The organism is Ralstonia condita (assembly GCF_958405655.1).
In the GTDB taxonomy this organism is placed as follows: domain Bacteria; phylum Pseudomonadota; class Gammaproteobacteria; order Burkholderiales; family Burkholderiaceae; genus Ralstonia; species Ralstonia condita.
Map to the genome: position 1 here is coordinate 57,096 of NZ_CATYWO010000002.1, position 18,072 is coordinate 75,167.

Here is an 18,072-nt window from a genome sequence, read left to right on the forward strand (position 1 = left end):
ATCAGGAACCTCTCGATGAGCACGTCTGCCCTCGCTGCCGTTTCCGCTGAGGCCCCCGCAGAACCGCAGTCCATCGCGCCGCTGCGTGATTTCGTGACGGCGCTGTCGCGCCTGCTGGATCAGCAGCCGACCGAAGCCGAAATCCTCTCGCGCGCCGGCACCCTGCTCGGTGCGCTTGTATCCCGCGACGACTGGCTACCCGTCGAATACGCACAGCCGCACCCCGAACACTTCCAGCAGTTCCTGCTGCATGCCGATTCGGGCGAGCGCTTTTCCATCGTCAGCTTCGTCTGGGGCCCGGGCCAGCGCACGCCCATTCACGACCACACCACGTGGGGCCTGATCGGCATGTTGCGCGGCGCCGAATATTCGCAACCGTTCAAGCTCGACGCACAGGGCAAACCCCATGCCGACGGCCCGGCCATCCGCCTGGAGCCGGGTGCTGTCGAACACGTCTCGCCGCGCGTGGGTGACATCCACCGCGTACACAATGCCTTTGACGATCGCACGTCGATCAGCATCCACGTATACGGCGGCAACATCGGCGGCATCCAACGCTCGGTCTACACGGAAGACGGCGAGCGCAAGCCGTTCATTTCGGGTTACTCGAACACGCATCTGCCCAATCTCTGGGATCGCTCCAAGGACGCGCCTGCATCATGAGCTTCGTCACCGACACGACTGAATCGCCCGTTGCCGCTCCACTTGCGGACACGCACGTGCCCACACTGTCCTACGCCGACGTGCGCGCCACCCTGCTCGCCCGCAAGGAGGTCGCGCTGCTCGACGTGCGGGAAGAAGACCCGTACGCCCAGGCGCATCCGCTGTGGGCGGCGAACCTGCCGCTTTCGCGCCTGGAGCTGGAGGCGTGGTCGCGCATTCCGCGCCGCGATACGTTGATCGTGGTGTACGGCGAGCACGACGGCGTGGACCTCGCCGCGCGCGCTGCCGCCAGGCTCGTCAAGCTCGGCTATACGCGCGTGTATCTGCTCGAAGGCGGACTCGACGGCTGGCGTGCGGCCGGCGGCGAGGTCTTCCAGGACGTGAACGTACCGAGCAAGGCCTTCGGTGAATACGTGGAGGCACACCGCCATACGCCGTCGTTCAGCGCGCAGGAAGTCAAGGCGCTGATCGACGCCAGGCGCGATGTGGTCATCGTCGATGCGCGCCGCTATGAAGAGTTTCAGACCATGAGCATCCCCACGGCGACCAGCGTGCCGGGCGCCGAACTGGTGTTGCGCATCCGCGAGCTGGCGCCAGACCCGAGCACGCAGGTCATCGTCAATTGCGCGGGGCGCACACGCAGCATCATCGGCACGCAATCGCTCGTGAATGCCGGTATTCCCAACCCGGTGGCGGCACTGCGCAACGGCACCATCGGCTGGCTGCTGGCGGATCAGGCATTGGACCATGGGGCCAGCCGCCGGCACCCGCTGGACGTGTCCGCCAAAACGCGCGCGCAGGCGCAAGCCGATGCGCGTGCCGTGGCCGAACGCGCCAACGTACCGCGCATTGCGCTGGCTGACGTGGCCAAACTCGAGGCGCCGGACCGCACGCTCTACAAGCTCGACGTACGCACGCCCGAGGAGTACGCCGCGGGCCACCTGCCCGGCTTTGCCAGTGCGCCCGGCGGGCAGCTCGTGCAGGAAACCGATCATACGGCCGCCGTGCGCGGCGCCCGCATTGTTCTGGCCGATGACGATGGCGTGCGTGCCGACATGTCGGCCTCGTGGCTCGCGCAGATGGGCTGGGAGGTCTATGTCGTTGATCCGGTCTGCGCCAGCGAGCGCAGCGTCACCGGTGCATGGCAGCCGCCGGCTCCCCAGCCGCCTGCCGTACGCACCATCGACGCCCGCGCCCTGGCCGGCTGGCTGGAAGCCGGTGACACGGCCGTCATCGATGTCACGCGCAGCGCCCATTACGTTGCGCGGCACATTCCGGGCGCGTGGTTTGCCGTGCGTTCCGACCTGCGCGCCGCGCTCACGCGCATTCCGGCGGCACGCCGCTACGTGGTCACCTGCGGCTCCAGCCAGCTCGCCCGCTTTGCCGCCGTCGACCTTGCCGAGCTGACGCCGGCCGAAGTGTGGGTGCTGGACGGTGGCACTGCGGCATGGGTCGCTGCCGGCCTGCCGGTTGAAACCGGCGAATCCCGCCTGGCCTCAAATCGCATCGACCGCTACCGCCGTCCGTATGAAGGCACCAGCGCGCCGCGCGCCGCGATGCAGGCCTATCTCGATTGGGAATTCGGGCTGGTCGAGCAATTGCAACGGGATGGAACACACGGGTTCCGGGTGATCTGACGGGCTCCACCGCGCCTGGAATCCGGTGGTGCGCGTTTGCCGCGTCGACATGCCGTCGTTCCGCACGCCGTTATGGGCGTGCTTGCTAACGCCACTCACAACGAGCGATAGCAAAACTCGTTTTGCGCCCTACGTCACCTTGAGTAGCATCGGGGCTTGCTAGCCGAGGCCCCGCCATGTCCCCCTTCATCGCCCTGTGCCTGCTCATCACCTACGTGGTGTGGGGCACCACCTATCTCGCCATCCGCTTTGCGCTGACCGACCTGCCCCCCTTCCTGATGATGGGCTCGCGGTTCGTGGCGGCTGCACTGCTGCTCGCGCCGGTGGTCATGCTGCGCCAGCGCGAAAGGCCGAGCGCGCGCCAGGTGCGCAACTGTGCGGTGATCGGCGGGTTCATGCTGGTGGGCGGTATGGGCATGACCGCGGTGGCCGAGCAAACGATTTCTTCCGGTGCCACGACGGTGATGATTGCGTCGATGCCGCTGTTCTCGACGCTGTGGACGCTGCTCGCGGGCGGGCGCCTGCGCGTGTACGAGATGGCCGCCATCGGGCTGGGCACCGTCGGGATTGCCGTGTTGTTCCGTGGGGCGGAGTTTCAGGCCAGTACCGTGGGCGTGCTGGCGTTGACCACCGCCATTGCCTCGTGGTCGTTCGGCTCGCAACTCTCCAAGCGTCTCGATATGCCCAAGGGCATGACCGCATTCGTGCTCGAGATGACCTTTGGCGGTGTGGCACTGCTGCTGCTCAGCCGGATCGCGGGGGAAACATGGCCGACGCACATCGGCACGCATTCCGCGCTGGCGTGGGGCTACCTCGTGGTGTTCGGCTCCGCGATTGCCTTCACGGCGTACATGGCGCTAGTGGAACGCGTCTCCACCGTCATGGCGACCAGCTATGTCTACGTCAACCCACCCATCGCCCTGCTCATGGGCGCATGGCTGGCCGACGAGCGCGTCGCGCCGCAGACGCTGGGCGCCACGGGCATCATCCTGGCGGCAGTGGTGGTGCTCACGGCGGGCGCCACGCGCGCAACCCGGCGGGCCGCGGCCTGAGCGCGGCTAACCCGCGAGCGAGGACGGCAGCGCATTGGCCGGCACGATCTCATCGTCCAGCAGCTCTGTGGGCGCGTCCGCGCCGCTGTCCAGCCGCTTGATCCATGCCATCAACGGATCGGCCTGCAACGGGCGCGAGAACAGGTAGCCCTGCCCCAGGTCACAGCCGGCCCCGCGCAGCAGCATCAGCTGCTCGGGGTCTTCCACGCCTTCGGCCACCACCTCCATGTTCAGGCTATGGGCCATGGCGATGACCGCGCTGGCAATGGCCTCGCCATCGCCGGGCATCCGCTGTACGAAACTGCGATCGATCTTGAGCTTCTGGATCGGGAAGCGCTGCAGATACGCCAGCGATGAATAGCCGGTGCCGAAATCGTCGATCGACAGGCTGATGCCTGCCGCGTGCAGGGCCTCCAGCAGCGCGATGTTGGCCTCGATGTCTTCCATCAGCACGCTCTCGGTAATCTCCAACTCCAGCAAGTGTGGCGGCAGGCCGGTCTCCTGAAGAATGTCCAGCACGTTCTTGACCAGCGCGGGGTCGCGCGCCTGACGTGCCGAGAGATTGACCGACACGCGCAGCGTGGCTTCTTCCTCGCGCATCCAGCGCGCGGCTTGCAGGCACGCCGTTCGCAGCACCCAGAGGCCCAGCGGGACGATCAGGCCGGTCTCTTCCGCCACGGCAATGAATTCGCCGGGGCCGATGATGCCAACCTCGGGATGGCGCCAGCGCACCAGCGCCTCCACCCCATGCACGTGCGACGCCCCCAGCGACGTGCTGCCCTCCGCCAGCGCCTGCAGGCGTACCTGCGGTTGATACGTCAGCAACAGCTCCTCACGATCCAGCGCACGGCGCAGGTCGGCTTCAACGCGCAGACGTCGGCGCGCCTGCTGGTCCATCTCCGACGTGAAGCTCGAAGCCGCGTTCTTGCCGTGATTCTTGGCGTAGTACATCGCCGTATCGGCATTGCGGGTCAGCGTCTGAACATCGCGTGCATCGTGCGGATACAGGCTGACCCCCACGCTGGCGGTGACATAGATCTGGTGCAGGTCCAGCGCAAACGGCGCCGCCAGCGCGGCCAGAATGCGCTTGGCCAGGCCGTCGGCAATGGTGCTGGCTTCAGATTGGGCGATCTGGGCGCGTCCGGACAGCTCCGCGATGACCGCAAACTCGTCGCCCCCGATGCGGCACAGCACGGCCCGCAGGTTGGCCTGCTCGATCACGTCATTCAGGCGCCGCGCCACCTGGCGGAGCAGGCGATCGCCGTTGTTGTGGCCCAGCGTGTCGTTGACCACCTTGAAGTTGTCGAGATCGAGCAAGAGCAGCCCGACAGCTCCTGCCTGGCCCGCCCGCCGGAGCGACACCTGCAAGCGCTCGTTGAAGGCGTGGCGGTTGGGCAGTTCCGTTACCGAGTCGATGTGCGCGAGGTAGTCCAGGTGGGCCTCGGCCTGCAGCACCGCACGGCGCATGCGCGCAATCACCAGATACGCAAGCCCCATCGCGCCGATGCCCACGGACACCGTCAGGACCGCATAGCCGAGCAGTTGCATGTAAAGCTCGCGCAGGCTGGAGCGGATGACCACATAGCCGATCACGCGGCGCTCGGACTCCACCGGCTCCACGACATCGAGCGTCGTCAGCGTGGACTCATGGGCGTCACGCAGCATGGCCGCATCGGGCGCCTGCACGGGGTCTGCATCGCCGTGCTGGTAAAGCGCCAGCGGCTTGCGCAGCGCGGAAAATATGCCAGCTGCCCGCAGCGATGGTGAAGCCTCCAGCGCAGCAAGCGTCTCCTCTGCGGCGTGCCGGTCATTGAACAGCAGCGCTGCGACGCTGTTGGCGCCGATGATGCGCGCCTGCACATGCACGTCGCGCACCAGCGAGGCATGCAGCGCGATGAACTGGAACAGGATCAGCAGAATGCCCGCGATGGTCAGCGCCGCGCCTGCCCCGGCCATGTTGGCGCGCACCACGGTATGACCGAGCCGCGGCCGATGCGACAGCGGAAGATTCATTGCACGCTCCTTGCCAGGCGCAGCAGCTGGGAGCTGATATCGAGGTGGGCTTGCCGCGCGGCGGCGGCATCGATGTCGAACACCACGCGGTTGTCCTGCAACGCCAGCGCGACGATCGGCCCGGCACCTCCGCCAGTGCGCACGGCCTTGCCGGTATCGGAAACCGTCAAGACGGGCGTCGCGGCGTCGAGCGGCACCGTGCCCACGTGGTCATCGATTACCAGCACATGGCAGCCGGCAACGCTGCCGTTGTCGATCGATCGGATTTGGAGCCTGTGTCCGCGCACGGATTTTCCTGTCAGTTTTTGCAAGGCGGCTCGCAATGGGTGGTCTGGACTCACGCAAAGCACCATTGGAGCATCACCGGCTATTGCACCTGCTGGCCAGGTGGTGAACAACGCAAAGTTGTAGATGAAGGCCGCCTTGACCTCCACCTCGCTGGCCTGCATCTGCGCGTGAGCCACGCGCACCCATACTGCCCCGGCAAGCACGATGCCCAGGAAGGCACACAGCCTGCGGGGGCGAGGCCAAAAGAGAGGTCGAACCCGTCCTCGCAGGGCGCTCATCGCAAGGTGTACGTGAACTTCACGCGGAAGGTGCGGCCATCCCGCTGGAGGGCATCCGGCGCCATTTCCGGCCCGGCCGGATCGGCATAGCGCCGGTCGAACAGGTTGTAGAGACTGGCAGCCATTTCCAGATCGGGCGCCAGCCGTGTGGCCAGCAGCGTGAGGTTGACGACCCAGTAGCCCCCCACCCTGCCGGACAGGGTCAGCCGGTTGCTGAGATATTGCGCCTCGACACCGGCTCGCCAATCGTCGCGCCACACGGGCGTGGTTGTGTTGAGCTTGAGCATGTGGCGCGGCGAATTGCTCAGCGTCTGTCCCGTATCGACTTCTTCTGAATGCTGGAAGCTGTAGCTCGCCCGCAGGCGGGTACCGGCAGGCCAGTTCTGTTCGTAGCCCGCCTCTGCGCCACGTGTGCGCACGCGGGACAGGTTGCTGAAGAACAGCAGCCCGGTCGTCGGATCTTGAGCCTGGCTGATGAGGTTGGAGACGTTGTTCTGGAAGATCGACAGGACCGCCTTGCCGCCGGCGCTGACCTGTTGTTCCAGCACGGCTTCGTACGTGCGAATACGCTCAGCCGCCAGCCGCGAGTTGACAGCCTGGCCGCCGGGCGCGCTGGTCTGGTAATACAGCTCGTAATCGTTGGGCGCGCGATAAGCCATGCCGTAGATCGCCTTGATGGTCGTCGTGGCGGCAGCATGCCAGATCAGGCCCACGCGCGGACTGAAGATGCCAGGGACGAAACTGGTGTGGTCGTAGCGCAGGCCCGTATCCAGCACCCAATCCGGATGCAGCACGAATTGGTCCTGCGCGTAGACGCCGATGCGGTTGTTGCTGCGATGGTCATCGAGGTAACTCGCGTACGGTGCGAGGTCAAAGTTGTCCATCGCATCGCGATAATCCCGCTGCAGCTCCGCGCCCACGACCACCGTGTGACGTTCGATCGCCCGGGTCACGAGCTTGACTTCCGTGCCGTACCAGGCGGAATCGAACACGTCCCGGTTCTCGGTCAGCGGCGGATAGTCATACACATAGCGGCCAACCGATGTGTAGTGCCCCCAGTACAGACGCGCCGAGACATCGGTGGCGTCGCTGACCGCATGCTGCCAGGTGGCGTCCAGGATCTGTCGCGTATCGATGGTGCGCGAGCGGGAATCGCCGAAGACCTGGCTGTATGAAGCCGTCGGTACGCCTTTCGTGCGATCGGCATAACCGAATGTCAGGGCAAACTCGCCAAAGCTGCCCTTGGCAAACAGGCGATTGGCCCGGTCGAAATCCATGCCGCGCGCGACGCCGTCACTGACTCCGGGCCGGTTGAATTCAGGAAAGTACAGATCCTTCCCGGGGGCATCGTCCACACTGGCGGAGAGCAGCCACTCGGCGCCATTGGCGGCGCGGTCACCCCACGTCACACGGCCCTGCCGCGCATTGGCACTGCCGGTACTTCCACTCACCTGCGCGCCGCCAATGTCGCGTCCACGCTTGGTGATGATGTTGATCACGCCAAACAGGGCATTCGAGCCATACACCGCGGACGCTGCACCGGGGATGTATTCCACGCGTTCGATGAGATCGACGTCGAGCAAGGCGTCGGTGCCCACGGCAGCCTGGTCAAAAATGGAATCGTTGGCGCGATAACCATCGATCAACAGCAGGAAGCGGGTGTCATAGTCGCCGGCACGCAGGAAGCCCCGTGCCCCGAGCGTCGTGTAGTTGCGGTCGTAGCTGGAGTAGAGCCCCGGCAGACTGCCGAGTATGTCGGCCAACGTGCGCCAACCGTAGGCCTTGATGTCCGCCGCAGTGATGACCTGCACATTCGCAGGTGCATCATTGGCCGCTTGCGCGTATTTCGATGCGCCGGTGACGATCCGCACCTGCATGAGTTGTTCGATGGGCAGATCGGTCAGGTCCGTCTCGGCCTGCGCGGTCGCCCATGCGAGCAACGATGCCAGAGCAAACATTTGCGCGCTGCGTTTTCGCCACTGCAATCCAGACAACGGGTGCAACAGGCGCACTGAATGCAGACTCACGGCAAGCAACACCACACAGGCAGGGACAACAAAGGGCGACATCAGCGGACCAGCAGAACCGATCACGTCTTCCTGAAGACGTACAACGGGGGATTTCGATCATTCTGTTCTACAACGGAGGACTGGCGCCGTTCTTTACCCCTCCTCGTGCGGGGCACGCTGTTTGCCGCACGCCAGGCGCTTAGCGGCGACGTTTGCGCAAACGTTCGATGGCCGCTAGTTGCGCCACGGCTTCGGCCAGTTCTGCCTGGGCGCGGGCGTAGTCGATCTTGCTCTTGCTGTTCTGCATCAGTTCTTCCGCCGCCTTGCGCGCCTCCTGCGCCTTGGCCTCATCCAGATCGTGCGCACGCACAGCGGTATCGGCCAGCACGATCACCTGCTCGGGCTGTACGTCGACAAAGCCGCCGGCGACAAAAAGCAGCACCTCCTCGCCGTTCTCCTGGGTCACGCGCACGGTGCCTGGGCGCATGCGCGTGAGCAGGCGATCGTGGCCGGGAAGGATCCCGAGTTCGCCCTCGGTACCGGGAATGACAATGAACCTGGCGTTGCCCTCATACAGCCGTTCCTCGGCCGTGACGACATCAACCTTCAGCACCGGCATGGTGTCTCCTGTGTTGCGCGCATAGGTCCACAAGGTAGCACGATGTGCGCCCGGCGCCCTCCCCCAAAGCGACCCGTCCCTCTGCACACAACGAGCTGTTCAGCAGCCGAGACCCCTCACGCCCGCGCGGCTCCAACCGTGCGGGCGCTTCTGCAAGGCCCAAGCCATCAAGCCGTGGCCGCCGCGCGCAACGCAGCCGGAGGCGTCCATCGCGGCAGCGCCGTGCCATCGACGAGCGCGTCGACATGCCGATGGGCCAGCGCCGGTCCCACGCTCATGCCGATGCCGCTGTGCATGAGTGCAACGGTGGTCCTGCCATCGATGCGGGTGATCGAGAACGCGCCGCTGCCCGGGGCATGGCACTTGGCGCCATAGACGCCCTGCCAGCGTTCGACCACGCGCAGCTTGCTGCCGAGTGCATCGCGCGCAAGGTCGAGCAGGATGCCATCGACCGATTCGGCATTGAACGGGCGCGCGTCCTGGCTGTAGTCGTGCGAATCGCCGATGATCCAGTCGCCGTATGGTGTGGGACTCACGAGCAGGTGAATGCCGTGGCGCTGCAGTTCGGGACGCTGCTGTTCGATCTGCATGGCCAGCATGTGCGCAGAGGGCAGATCGGAAAACGCGCCATAGTGCGTGCAAGACAGGCCCGTGAGGACCGCGTGCTCGAGCGGGAAGCCGTCGTCGGGCGCGACGCGCAGCATCTGCAGGCGGCAGACCTGCGGTTGCAACGCGCGCAGCTGCTCGGCGCACAGCGTCTGGTAATCGTGCCCGCTGCATACGATCACGTGCTGGGCGTTGCACATACCAGCCGTCGTATCCAGCCGGCCGTCTTCAACATGACGTACCAGCGTGCCGAAATGAAAGCGCACGCCCTGCGTGGCGAGCCATGCGGCCAAGGTTGGAATCGCTTCACGCGAATACAGCTGCACGTCGTCAAACCCCTGCAACGCCGCGCGATGCCGCGTAAAGCGGCCGTCGTACAGGCTCGCCAGTTCAGCGCCGCGCAACAGCCTGACGTTGTAGTCGAAGGCCGGCGCGCGCGTTGCCATGAACTCTTCGAGCACGGCTTCTTCCGCGCTGTTGCGGGCAAAGAGCAATGCCCCCCTGGCGCGCGCGAAGATACCGGCCTTGGCCGCCCAATCGAGGTACAGCTCGCGGCTTTCGCGTGCGAGGTCAAGCATGATGCCAGGGGGCTGCCCTGTCACCAGCATCTGCCCGAAATTGCGGATCGACGCCCCAACGGCAATCTCGCTGCGCTCGAACACCGTGACGCGCAGGCCGCGCTTGACGGCGGCTGCGGCATGCGCCAAACCCAGAATGCCAGCACCGACGATCGCAACGTCCGTGCTGGCATCCAGGCTCCCTTGAGTGTCGGGAGCTTCCATCGCTTACTTCTTCTCCGACTTGCCGTCGTAACGCTGGGTCCACTCGGCAAGAATGCGGTCGCGGTTGGCGCTGGCCCACGTAAAGTCGTTCTTGATCAGACGCTTCTCGTAGTCGGCCGGCAACAGCGGATCGGGCTTGGAGAAGCCGGGCATGGCGACCACGGCAAAGTTCTTCTCATACAGCGCCATGGCGGCGGGGCTTGCGGAGAAGTCGGCCAGCTTCTTGGCGGCCTCCAGGTTCTTGGTGCCCTTCATGATACCAGTGGCTTCCACGTCCCAGCCCAGGCCTTCGGACGGCAGCACGATGTCGATCGGCGCACCTTCCTTCTTCGACTTCACAGCGCGGTATTCAAACGCGATGCCGATCGGAAACTCGCCCGACGCGGCCATCTTGCAGGGCTTCGAACCCGAGTGCGTGTATTGGCCGATGTTCTGGTGCAATGCGTCCATGTAGGCCCAGCCCTTCTGCTCGCCCATGGTCTGCAGCCAGGCGCTCACGTCCAGGTAGCCCGTGCCCGACGACGATGGGTTCGGCATGACGATCTTGCCGGCGTAAACAGGCTTGGTCAGGTCGGCCCACGAAGTCGGCTTCGGCAGGTGCTGTTTCTGGGCTTCCACGGTGTTGAAGCAGATGGCGGCGCCCCAGGCATCCATGCCCACCCATGCCGGCGGGTTGGCCTTGTCGCGGTACGTCGCACCAATCTTCGCCAGATCGGCCGGCGCGTACGGCGTCAGCATGCCTTCCTTGTCCAGGATGGCCAGGCTCGATGCGGCAAGGCCCCACACCACGTCGGCGCGCGGGTTGTTCTTCTCGGCCAGCAGCTTGGCGGTGACGACGCCGGTGGAGTCACGCACCCACTTGATTTCGATGTCCGGGTTGGCCTTTTCGAAGGCGTCCTGATACGCCTTCACTTGGTCGGCTTCCAGTGCCGTGTAGACGGTCAGCGTGGTCTTGGCAAAGGCCGACGAGGCCAGCGCCATGGCAGCGGCGGCGGCCAGGAGGGAAAGACGTGCGTTCATGGTTTCCTCGGTAAGGTGTGATGCGGCGGAAAGGACAACAGACAGAACAACAAACTCAGATGCACTGCGGCCGTTCACCGCGCGCCAGGCGGCGGTTGATGTCGGCCACGACGTCGGGCAGATCGGCAATCGTGTCGATCTCGTAATGCGGACGGCAGGCGGCAAAGCCCGCGGAGATGGCCACACGGTGGCGCGCGCATTCGTCGGCATCCAGCGCGGCGTATTGCGTGTATGGCAGGCCCAACGCATTGCCCGACATCAGCAACGCAACGGTCCACATGCCGGCGCGGCGGCCTTCCTCGATGCCGGGCACGGTGTCGTCCACCTTCACGCAGGCCGCCACGTCGCCAATCGCAAGATCCACCACACAGCGCAGCGCCTGTGCGGGCCACGGGCGAGCACGCGGCACTTCATCGCAAGCCACCACGCAGTCGGGCGTGTAGCCGGCCTTGGCGGCCAAGTCGACCACGCGGTCCATCACCACGCGCGGGTAGCCCGAGCACGAGCCGATCTTCAGGCCGGCTTCGCGCAGCGCGGCAATGCTCTCCAGCGCGCCAGGGATGAGGGCCGAATGTGCGCCCACCTTCTCGATCTGCAGCGGCATGAAGCGGTTGTAGATGGCGGTCACGTCGTCATCGGTCGGCATGCGCCCGTGTGCAAGCGAGAAGCGCGCGGCAATCGCGCCGTCGTTGCACAGCGTGCGGATGTGGTCCCACTTGCCCAGGCCCATCGGGCCGCGCGCCTCGTCCAGCGTGATGGCGACGCCAAACTCGGCAAACGCCTCCACGAAGATCTGCGTGGGGGCAAACGAACCAAAATCGACGACGGTGCCGGCCCAGTCGAGCACGGCGGCTTCCAGGCGCAACGGCGTGCTGCCCGGGTTGACGCGATCCGCGCCGGCCTGGCGGGTCGTCATCGGCGAAGAATCACCCATGGTGTCTTTCCTTTTTCCTACGAAGTGCGGTGTGCATGCGGATGGCGTCAATGCCCTGCCGTGCGCCATGCCTGCGTGCGGCGCACGATGCCGCGCGTGGCCAGTTCCAGCAGCAGCGACACAACGATCGACGTCAGGAGAATGAGCGTGGACATGGCCGCAGCGGGGCCGATGTCGCCGGCGTCATCCATGTTCAGCACAGCCACGGAGGCCAGGACCGTATCGGGGCTGTACAGGAAGATCACGGCCGACACGGTCGTCATGGCCGACACGAACAGGTAGCGCGCGCACGACAGCACCGCGGGCAGGCACATCGGCAACGTCACGCGCCAGTACGTGCGCAAGGCCGATACCTTGAGCGAAGCCGATACCGCCTCGAATACCGGATCCAGCTGCCCGAGGGCGGCCACGGACGTGAGGTGCGCAGCGGTGGCGCAATGCATGATCGTGCAGAGCACCATCAGCGCCATCCCGCCGTACAGGCCATTGAGCGGGTTGGCCGGATGGTTGAAGAAGAACACGTAACCGAGGCCGAGCACGAGGCCGGGCACCGCCATCGGCAGCAGCACGGCAAAGCGGATGACCGGATGCAGCCACGCGGCGGCGCGCGTCTTCTCCACCAGCCAGGCGCCCGTGAAGATGAGGGCAGTGCCGAACACGGTGGTGAGCGCGGCCAGCTTCAGGCTGTTGTGATAGGCGAGCCACCCACCGCCGTCCATGTTGTCGAAGTCATAGTTGCGCAGCGACAGCTCGAGGTTGTACGGCCAGAGCTTGACCAGCGACGCGCCAATGGCGGTGGCCAGCATCAGCAGAATCCCGCCGACCACCGACGCACTCAGCAACAGGAAAAGCCCGTCGCGCAGACGATCCGGCTGCGGGTGATAGGGTTGGGCGCGGCTGGCAAGCGCGGCGTGCTGGCGACGCTGCACGAGGCGCTCCACCGCAAAGGTCAGCAGCGCAGGCAGTAGCAGCATCAAGCCGATGACGGCGCCGCGCGCAAACTGCTGCTGGCCGACCACCGCCTTGTAGGCCTCCACGGCCAGCACCTGGTAGCTGCCGCCCACCACGGTCGGCACGCCAAAGTCGGTCGCGACCAGCGTGAAGACCAGCGCAAAGGCGCCAAACAATCCGTAGCGCGCGCCGGGCAGCGTGACCGTGCGGAACGTGCGCCACGGGCTTGCGCCCATGGCACGCGCGGCGTCATACAGGCGGCCGTCCGCCAGCGTGAGTGTCGCCAGCAGCAGCATCAGTGCATACGGAAACGTGTAGAACACCTCGCCCAGCACGATGCCCCAGAAGCCGTAGATGTTGCTGCCGTTCATCCACGCCTTGAACAGGCCCTGGTTACCGAACAGGTAGACCAGCGCAATGCCGGGCAACAGCGACGGCGCGAACAGCGGCAGCATCGCCAGCGTACGCATCGTGCCGCGTAACGGCATGCGCGTGCGCTGCACCGCGTAGGCAAACGCAAAGGCCAGCGGCACGACGATAGCCGCCACGGTACTCGATACCGCCAGGCTGCGGCCCACCATGTCGAGAAAATTCGGTGCCTGCACCACGTGGGCAACCAGCGCCAGGCCGTGCTCGTCTGTGCTGCGCACACTGGCGACCAGCCCCGTGGCCTGCAACAACATCATCGCTGTCGGCAACAGCAAGCCGATGGTGAGCAGCAGCAGCCAGCCAAGCTTCATACCGGTCAGCACGGGCGTATCGGTACGCCAGAAAGGACGGCTCGCAGCGCGAACCGGCTCCGATTGGGTGGCCACAACCACGTTCGTCTCGGGTGGCAGCATCGACATGGCAGGCTCAGGCATACACGCGCAGGCCGTCGCGCTTCAGCGCGATCCACAGCTTGCTGTCGCCAAGGCCGCCGCGGCCGCCTGACAGCGCGCTCGATGCCACCTCGGCCACCAGCGGCGTGTCGGCCAGGCCTTCGATCGACAGCGTCACACGCGTGCGGCTGCCCAGGTACGTCTGATCCAGTACGCGCGCCAGATGACGATTGGGCGCGTCTTCCTCCGGGTGCAGCGTCACCGACTCGGGGCGGCAGAACAGGCGGCCTTGCGCGAGAGTCCCGCCGGGCAAGGCTGGGTCAAGCAGCAGCGGCTGGCCCGCCAAGGTGGGCGTGCCATCGTCGGCGTGCTCCAGCGGCAGCCAGTTGGCCTGCCCCACAAAACCGGCGACGAAGCCCGTGGCCGGACGCATGTAGATGTCTGCCGGCGAGCCGGTCTGTTCAATGCGGCCGTTGGACATGACCGCAATGCGGTCGGCCATGGCCATGGCCTCATCCTGGTCGTGCGTCACCATCAGCGTGGTCACGTTCAGCTTGCGCTGCAGGCGGCGCAGTTCGGTACGCAGGTGTTCGCGCACCTGCGCGTCCAGCGCGGACATCGGCTCATCCAGCAGCAGCAGCGACGGTGCCGGGGCCAGCGCGCGGGCCAGCGCCACGCGCTGCTGCTGGCCGCCCGACAGTTGCGACGGATACTTGGCCTCGCTGCCCGCCAGCCCCACCAGGGAGAGCATCTCAGACACCCGCGCATGCATGCGCGCCCGGTTGCCATTGCGCATGTCCAGCCCGTAGCCCACGTTCTGCGCCACTGTCAGGTTGGGAAACAGCGCGTATGACTGGAAGACGATGCCGTAATCTCGCTCGCGCGGCGGCAGGTTCGAGATATCGCGGCCGCCGGCAACGATCTGACCGGCATCCTGCGCCTCCAGCCCCGCAATGATGCGCAGCAGGGTCGTCTTGCCGCAACCGGACGGCCCCAACAGACAGACGAACTCGCCCTGCGCTACGTCGAGCGACACCCCTTCGAGCGCGGTGAACGCGCCAAAGCGACGTGTGGCATGCCGCACGGACAGAAACGGCGCGGCGTGACCCGGAATCGGGCCGGTAGCAGGCTGGGGCATTGGCAGGGGCGATGGCGAAAACGGTCGCCACTGTAGCCAGCCGACATGTATCCCTTGTGGCAGTTACCCCAAAAACGCCAATGCGCGCATTTCCGGATTTTGGTCCGGTCGCTAACGGACCGGGCGGACCTCGCTCAGGAACGCCGCAATCAGCCTTGCGTCGCGCCGGTCCTGCAGGCAGTAAAGGTATTCGCTCAGCTCCGGCGCCCCGCCCTCGAAAGGCAGCACACGCAGATCGGCGTGGCTCGGCACCTCCTGACGGGCGATCACGCTCACGCCCAGGTTGCGCATGATGGCCTCGCGGATGGATTCACGGCTGCCGATCTCGACCGTGGAGGCCGCCGTGACGCCAGCCTGCGCCATCATCGTTTCGGTCATGGCCCGCGTGGTCGAACCGACCTCGCGCACCAGCAGCCGGCACTGGGACAGCGCGGCCACCGGCACACTCGTCTGCGCGGCCAGCGCATGCCCGCGATGCACCACCAGCACCAGCGGGTCCCGCGCGAGTTCAATGCGCAGAAACCGCGCATCGTCCACCCGCTGCGACGACGACGCGACGTCCACGCGGTACTCCTGCAGTGCCTCGAGCATCTGCACAGAGTTGCCGGCTTCGATGCTGACGTCGATGCCGGGGTGGCTTCTGCAAAATCGGTCGACGATGTCGAGGACGTAATACGGCGCGGTCGCGCCAATGCGCAGGTGACCCGCGCCCATGTCGCCGGAGTTGCGCAGGAAGAAGTCGATCTCGGTCTCCTGCCGCACAAGCTGGTCGACCAGCGGCATCAGGCGCACGCCCGCATCGGACAACGCCAGTCGCCGGCCGCCCCGGTAGAAGAGCTCCACGCCATACGCCTCTTCCAGGGCGCGAACCTGTGACGTCACCGTCGGCTGAGACAACCCGAGCTGCCTGGCGGCCAGCGTGATGCTGCCCAGCCGGGCGACCATGAAGAACGATTTGAGCTGCGCAACGAGCATCGGCGGGTGGCGTATCCGGCGCCTGCTGCTGCGCCGCGTGTGGGAGGGCGGCCCATTCTAGCGGACCCGCCTGTCACCAAAGTGACGCTGGCCACCCTCATCCGTTTTCTGGTTCTACACCTTCGGGCTACGACTTTTTGCACCTTTTCGCCCACGGATGGGTGGCGACACCCCCACATGGGGGGGAATTGGGGGCGGTGAAGCCCTCATTTCCACGGATCGAATGCGACGCTTCCCCGCCAGAATCCGTCCGCGCGGTGTGGTCACGAGCCGACCGTATGCAAGGATTCGGATTCGGAGCGAAGTGGATGGAACGCAGCAGCAGAAACGTGCACGGCACGAAGCAATGGACCATCGCGATGATGGTGGCAGCAGCAGGCACCCTGGCCGCGTGCGGCGGCGGCGGTGGCAGTTCGGGGGGCGGTTCATCGAATACGCCGCAAAGCGCGGCGGCCAGCATCACCCTGGCACCGGCCTGCAGCGGCACGAACTGCGGCGCGCTGGGCAACACCTACGCCGGCTCCGGCGTGGGCGTGTGGCAAGCCACCAATACGGGCGGCACGGCCGGTACGGTGAATGTGTCGATCGCCGGCTTCAAAGGCCAGAACCTCACGCTGATCTATACCAACCAGGGCGCGGCGGCCCAGCCGATGCCGTCCATCTCGCTGACGGGCCTTGGGCTGCTGAACACCACGAGCACGCCGATCGCAAAACCTGCGGCCGATGTGGCCGGCAATGACGGAAACGCCGCGTTCGACCGCCAGATCGCGGACTTCAACGCCCATGCGCTGGACGGCTATGCCACCGGGGCCGGGCCGCTCAAGACGCAAGGCATGTCCAATGACACGTTACTGCGCCCGCAATCGGTCGCCAGCGTCGGCGCACAGCGCACGTGGAATCATCAGCAACCGGATGGGACGGCTGTCGTCATCTCGGCAACGCTGCATCAGCAGGTCACTGCCACCGACGGCCGCATCGTCAACCTCTGGGTGCAGGACTCGGAATATGGCACCAGCAAGATCTCCGACAGCATCATCGACACGCTGGTCACCAAGTTCGCCTCGGGCGGACAATCGGTCTACACCCTGGCCACCTCGCTGACCGGTCAGCCCTGGGGCAGCTACTCCAGCTCCGCCAGCCTGATCGATCCAAACCAGGCGCTGGACGTCGTCGTGCTCAACATCCAGCCGGATGGCCAGCCTTACGGCCGCGTCGGCTACTTCTGGGCACGCAACAACTTCACCACCAGTGCGCAGCCGCTGTCGAACCAATCGCTGTCGCTGTATGTGGATTCGGAAACCATCTACCTGGGCGGCACCAGCGGGCTGAATACCGTCATTTCCACGCTTGGCCACGAGTTCACGCACATGGCCAACTTCTACCAGCGCGGCGTGCTGCACGGTTCGCAGACCATGTATGGCACGTGGCTGGAAGAAATGACGGCGATGACGATGGAAGACCTTCTGTCCAGCCAGATCGACCCCAGCTACGACAACGTGCGCGACAGCCGCTTCCCGGCCTGGCTGCAGAGCGCCTACGATTGCCCGCTCACGGCGTTCGATCCGTCGCTGTCTTCAACGTGCCCGGGGTATCCGATATCGGGCAGCCTGGGGGGCTTCCTGCTGCGCCAGTACGGCATTGCGTACTTCACCAACCTGCTTGCGAACTTCACCTCGACGGACTCGTCGGCGATGTTGGACAACGCCATCCAGGCGGGCGGCGGCATGGGCCTGGGCGATGCGCTGAGCCGCTGGGGCACAGCCGTGGCACTGCTGCCGGTGCCGGGAAGTCCGTCCGGCTTCGCATATCCGGCACGCGCGGAAGGCGGCTTCTCGATCCCGGCGCTCAACGGTCCGAACTACAGCAGCCAGCGCACCCTGCCGACCTCGGTCCCGGCAACGCTGCAAGGGTACGGCCAGTTCCCGGTCGCGCGCGGTACCAAGGTGGGGACCTACAGCGAGACGATCACGGTGCCGGCCTACTCGACGGTGTCGATCATCGCCAATTGAGTCGGCACGCCTGACAGGCTACGGACCGCCGGGGAGATCCCTCCGTGCCTGCGCACGCGATGGATCGCCCGGCGCGTTCTGCTGGACGGACCGGGTGGAACCACCTGGTCCGACCCAGCCGATCGCGGCCGGCCAGGCGCGGTGTTGGGTTGATGCATTCGCGATCACGAGTGCGCGTCATAGGCAATTGGTCTATCATCTGCGTCCCCCCTCCCCCGTGATGTAAGCGCGTTGGTCGCTTGCATTGATCCCGTCGTGGCGTCGGACTCGTCCTTGA

14 protein-coding genes are annotated in these 18,072 nt (G+C 65.8%); 4 read left to right on the forward strand and 10 right to left on the reverse strand.

Annotation, left to right across the window (positions count from 1 at the left end; all coding sequences use genetic code 11):
• Positions 1-15 precede the first annotated feature (15 nt).
• From R2N03_RS06825 to R2N03_RS06835, 3 genes are all read left to right on the forward strand, one after another.
• A complete protein-coding gene (locus tag R2N03_RS06825; RefSeq protein ID WP_316656700.1) occupies positions 16-663 on the forward strand; it encodes a cysteine dioxygenase family protein in 648 nt (215 codons plus the stop codon).
• Positions 660-2,300, forward strand: a complete 1,641-nt coding sequence (locus R2N03_RS06830; protein ID WP_316656702.1) for a rhodanese-related sulfurtransferase — start codon at positions 660-662, stop codon at positions 2,298-2,300. The genes R2N03_RS06825 and R2N03_RS06830 overlap by 4 nt, the downstream gene beginning before the upstream one ends.
• A 176-nt stretch (positions 2,301-2,476) precedes the next feature.
• Positions 2,477-3,352, forward strand: a complete 876-nt coding sequence (locus R2N03_RS06835; protein ID WP_316656704.1) for an EamA family transporter — start codon at positions 2,477-2,479, stop codon at positions 3,350-3,352.
• Positions 3,353-3,358: 6 nt separating this feature from the next.
• On the opposite strand, the gene R2N03_RS06840 is transcribed toward R2N03_RS06835, so the two are convergent.
• The 10 genes from R2N03_RS06840 to R2N03_RS06885 form a co-directional block, all read right to left on the reverse strand.
• The gene (locus tag R2N03_RS06840) at positions 3,359-5,365 is read right to left on the reverse strand and encodes a putative bifunctional diguanylate cyclase/phosphodiesterase (protein WP_316656706.1); all 2,007 of its coding nucleotides are present in this window, start codon (positions 5,363-5,365) and stop codon (positions 3,359-3,361) included.
• Positions 5,362-5,931: a YfiR family protein gene (locus R2N03_RS06845; protein ID WP_316656707.1), complete on the reverse strand. Its 570-nt coding sequence runs from the start codon at positions 5,929-5,931 to the stop codon at positions 5,362-5,364. Before R2N03_RS06845 ends, R2N03_RS06840 begins: the two co-directional genes overlap by 4 nt.
• A complete protein-coding gene (locus R2N03_RS06850) occupies positions 5,928-7,889 on the reverse strand; it encodes a TonB-dependent receptor plug domain-containing protein (RefSeq protein ID WP_316656709.1) in 1,962 nt (653 codons plus the stop codon). Before R2N03_RS06850 ends, R2N03_RS06845 begins: the two co-directional genes overlap by 4 nt.
• A 250-nt stretch (positions 7,890-8,139) precedes the next feature.
• On the reverse strand, positions 8,140-8,559 hold the full coding sequence (locus R2N03_RS06855) for a F0F1 ATP synthase subunit epsilon (RefSeq protein WP_316656713.1): 420 nt from the start codon (positions 8,557-8,559) through the stop codon (positions 8,140-8,142).
• 167 nt (positions 8,560-8,726) lie between these two features.
• Positions 8,727-9,947, reverse strand: a complete 1,221-nt coding sequence (locus R2N03_RS06860) for a TIGR03364 family FAD-dependent oxidoreductase (protein ID WP_316656715.1) — start codon at positions 9,945-9,947, stop codon at positions 8,727-8,729.
• Positions 9,948-9,950: 3 nt separating this feature from the next.
• The gene (locus R2N03_RS06865; protein WP_316656717.1) at positions 9,951-10,967 is read right to left on the reverse strand and encodes a putative 2-aminoethylphosphonate ABC transporter substrate-binding protein; all 1,017 of its coding nucleotides are present in this window, start codon (positions 10,965-10,967) and stop codon (positions 9,951-9,953) included.
• Between the two features lie 55 nt (positions 10,968-11,022).
• A complete protein-coding gene (gene phnX / locus R2N03_RS06870) occupies positions 11,023-11,901 on the reverse strand; it encodes a phosphonoacetaldehyde hydrolase (RefSeq protein WP_316656719.1) in 879 nt (292 codons plus the stop codon).
• Between the two features lie 47 nt (positions 11,902-11,948).
• The gene (locus R2N03_RS06875; RefSeq protein ID WP_316656721.1) at positions 11,949-13,700 is read right to left on the reverse strand and encodes a putative 2-aminoethylphosphonate ABC transporter permease subunit; all 1,752 of its coding nucleotides are present in this window, start codon (positions 13,698-13,700) and stop codon (positions 11,949-11,951) included.
• A gap of 7 nt (positions 13,701-13,707) precedes the next feature.
• Positions 13,708-14,811: a putative 2-aminoethylphosphonate ABC transporter ATP-binding protein gene (locus R2N03_RS06880; RefSeq protein WP_316656724.1), complete on the reverse strand. Its 1,104-nt coding sequence runs from the start codon at positions 14,809-14,811 to the stop codon at positions 13,708-13,710.
• A gap of 111 nt (positions 14,812-14,922) precedes the next feature.
• Positions 14,923-15,786, reverse strand: a complete 864-nt coding sequence (locus R2N03_RS06885) for a LysR family transcriptional regulator (RefSeq protein ID WP_316656726.1) — start codon at positions 15,784-15,786, stop codon at positions 14,923-14,925.
• Between the two features lie 308 nt (positions 15,787-16,094).
• Here R2N03_RS06885 and R2N03_RS06890 point away from each other — a divergent pair, with 308 nt between their 5' ends.
• Positions 16,095-17,795 (forward strand): M30 family zinc metallopeptidase, encoded by a 1,701-nt coding sequence (locus R2N03_RS06890; RefSeq protein ID WP_316656729.1) that lies wholly within the window; start codon positions 16,095-16,097, stop codon positions 17,793-17,795.
• Positions 17,796-18,072 lie beyond the last annotated feature (277 nt).

Bases quoted from the DNA above. Each gene is read 5' to 3' on its own strand.
- R2N03_RS06885 (WP_316656726.1), bottom strand. From the start codon at position 15,786: ATGCTCGTTGCGCAGCTCAAATCGTTCTTCATGGTCGCCCGGCTGGGC.
- R2N03_RS06840 (WP_316656706.1), bottom strand. From the start codon at position 5,365: ATGAATCTTCCGCTGTCGCATCGGCCGCGGCTCGGTCATACCGTGGTG.
- R2N03_RS06835 (WP_316656704.1), top strand. From the start codon at position 2,477: ATGTCCCCCTTCATCGCCCTGTGCCTGCTCATCACCTACGTGGTGTGG.
- R2N03_RS06830 (WP_316656702.1), top strand. From the start codon at position 660: ATGAGCTTCGTCACCGACACGACTGAATCGCCCGTTGCCGCTCCACTT.
- R2N03_RS06880 (WP_316656724.1), bottom strand. From the start codon at position 14,811: ATGCCCCAGCCTGCTACCGGCCCGATTCCGGGTCACGCCGCGCCGTTT.
- R2N03_RS06875 (WP_316656721.1), bottom strand. From the start codon at position 13,700: ATGTCGATGCTGCCACCCGAGACGAACGTGGTTGTGGCCACCCAATCG.
- R2N03_RS06890 (WP_316656729.1), top strand. From the start codon at position 16,095: ATGGAACGCAGCAGCAGAAACGTGCACGGCACGAAGCAATGGACCATC.
- R2N03_RS06855 (WP_316656713.1), bottom strand. From the start codon at position 8,559: ATGCCGGTGCTGAAGGTTGATGTCGTCACGGCCGAGGAACGGCTGTAT.
- R2N03_RS06865 (WP_316656717.1), bottom strand. From the start codon at position 10,967: ATGAACGCACGTCTTTCCCTCCTGGCCGCCGCCGCTGCCATGGCGCTG.
- R2N03_RS06825 (WP_316656700.1), top strand. From the start codon at position 16: ATGAGCACGTCTGCCCTCGCTGCCGTTTCCGCTGAGGCCCCCGCAGAA.
- phnX (WP_316656719.1), bottom strand. From the start codon at position 11,901: ATGGGTGATTCTTCGCCGATGACGACCCGCCAGGCCGGCGCGGATCGC.
- R2N03_RS06845 (WP_316656707.1), bottom strand. From the start codon at position 5,931: ATGAGCGCCCTGCGAGGACGGGTTCGACCTCTCTTTTGGCCTCGCCCC.
- R2N03_RS06850 (WP_316656709.1), bottom strand. From the start codon at position 7,889: ATGTTTGCTCTGGCATCGTTGCTCGCATGGGCGACCGCGCAGGCCGAG.
- R2N03_RS06860 (WP_316656715.1), bottom strand. From the start codon at position 9,947: ATGGAAGCTCCCGACACTCAAGGGAGCCTGGATGCCAGCACGGACGTT.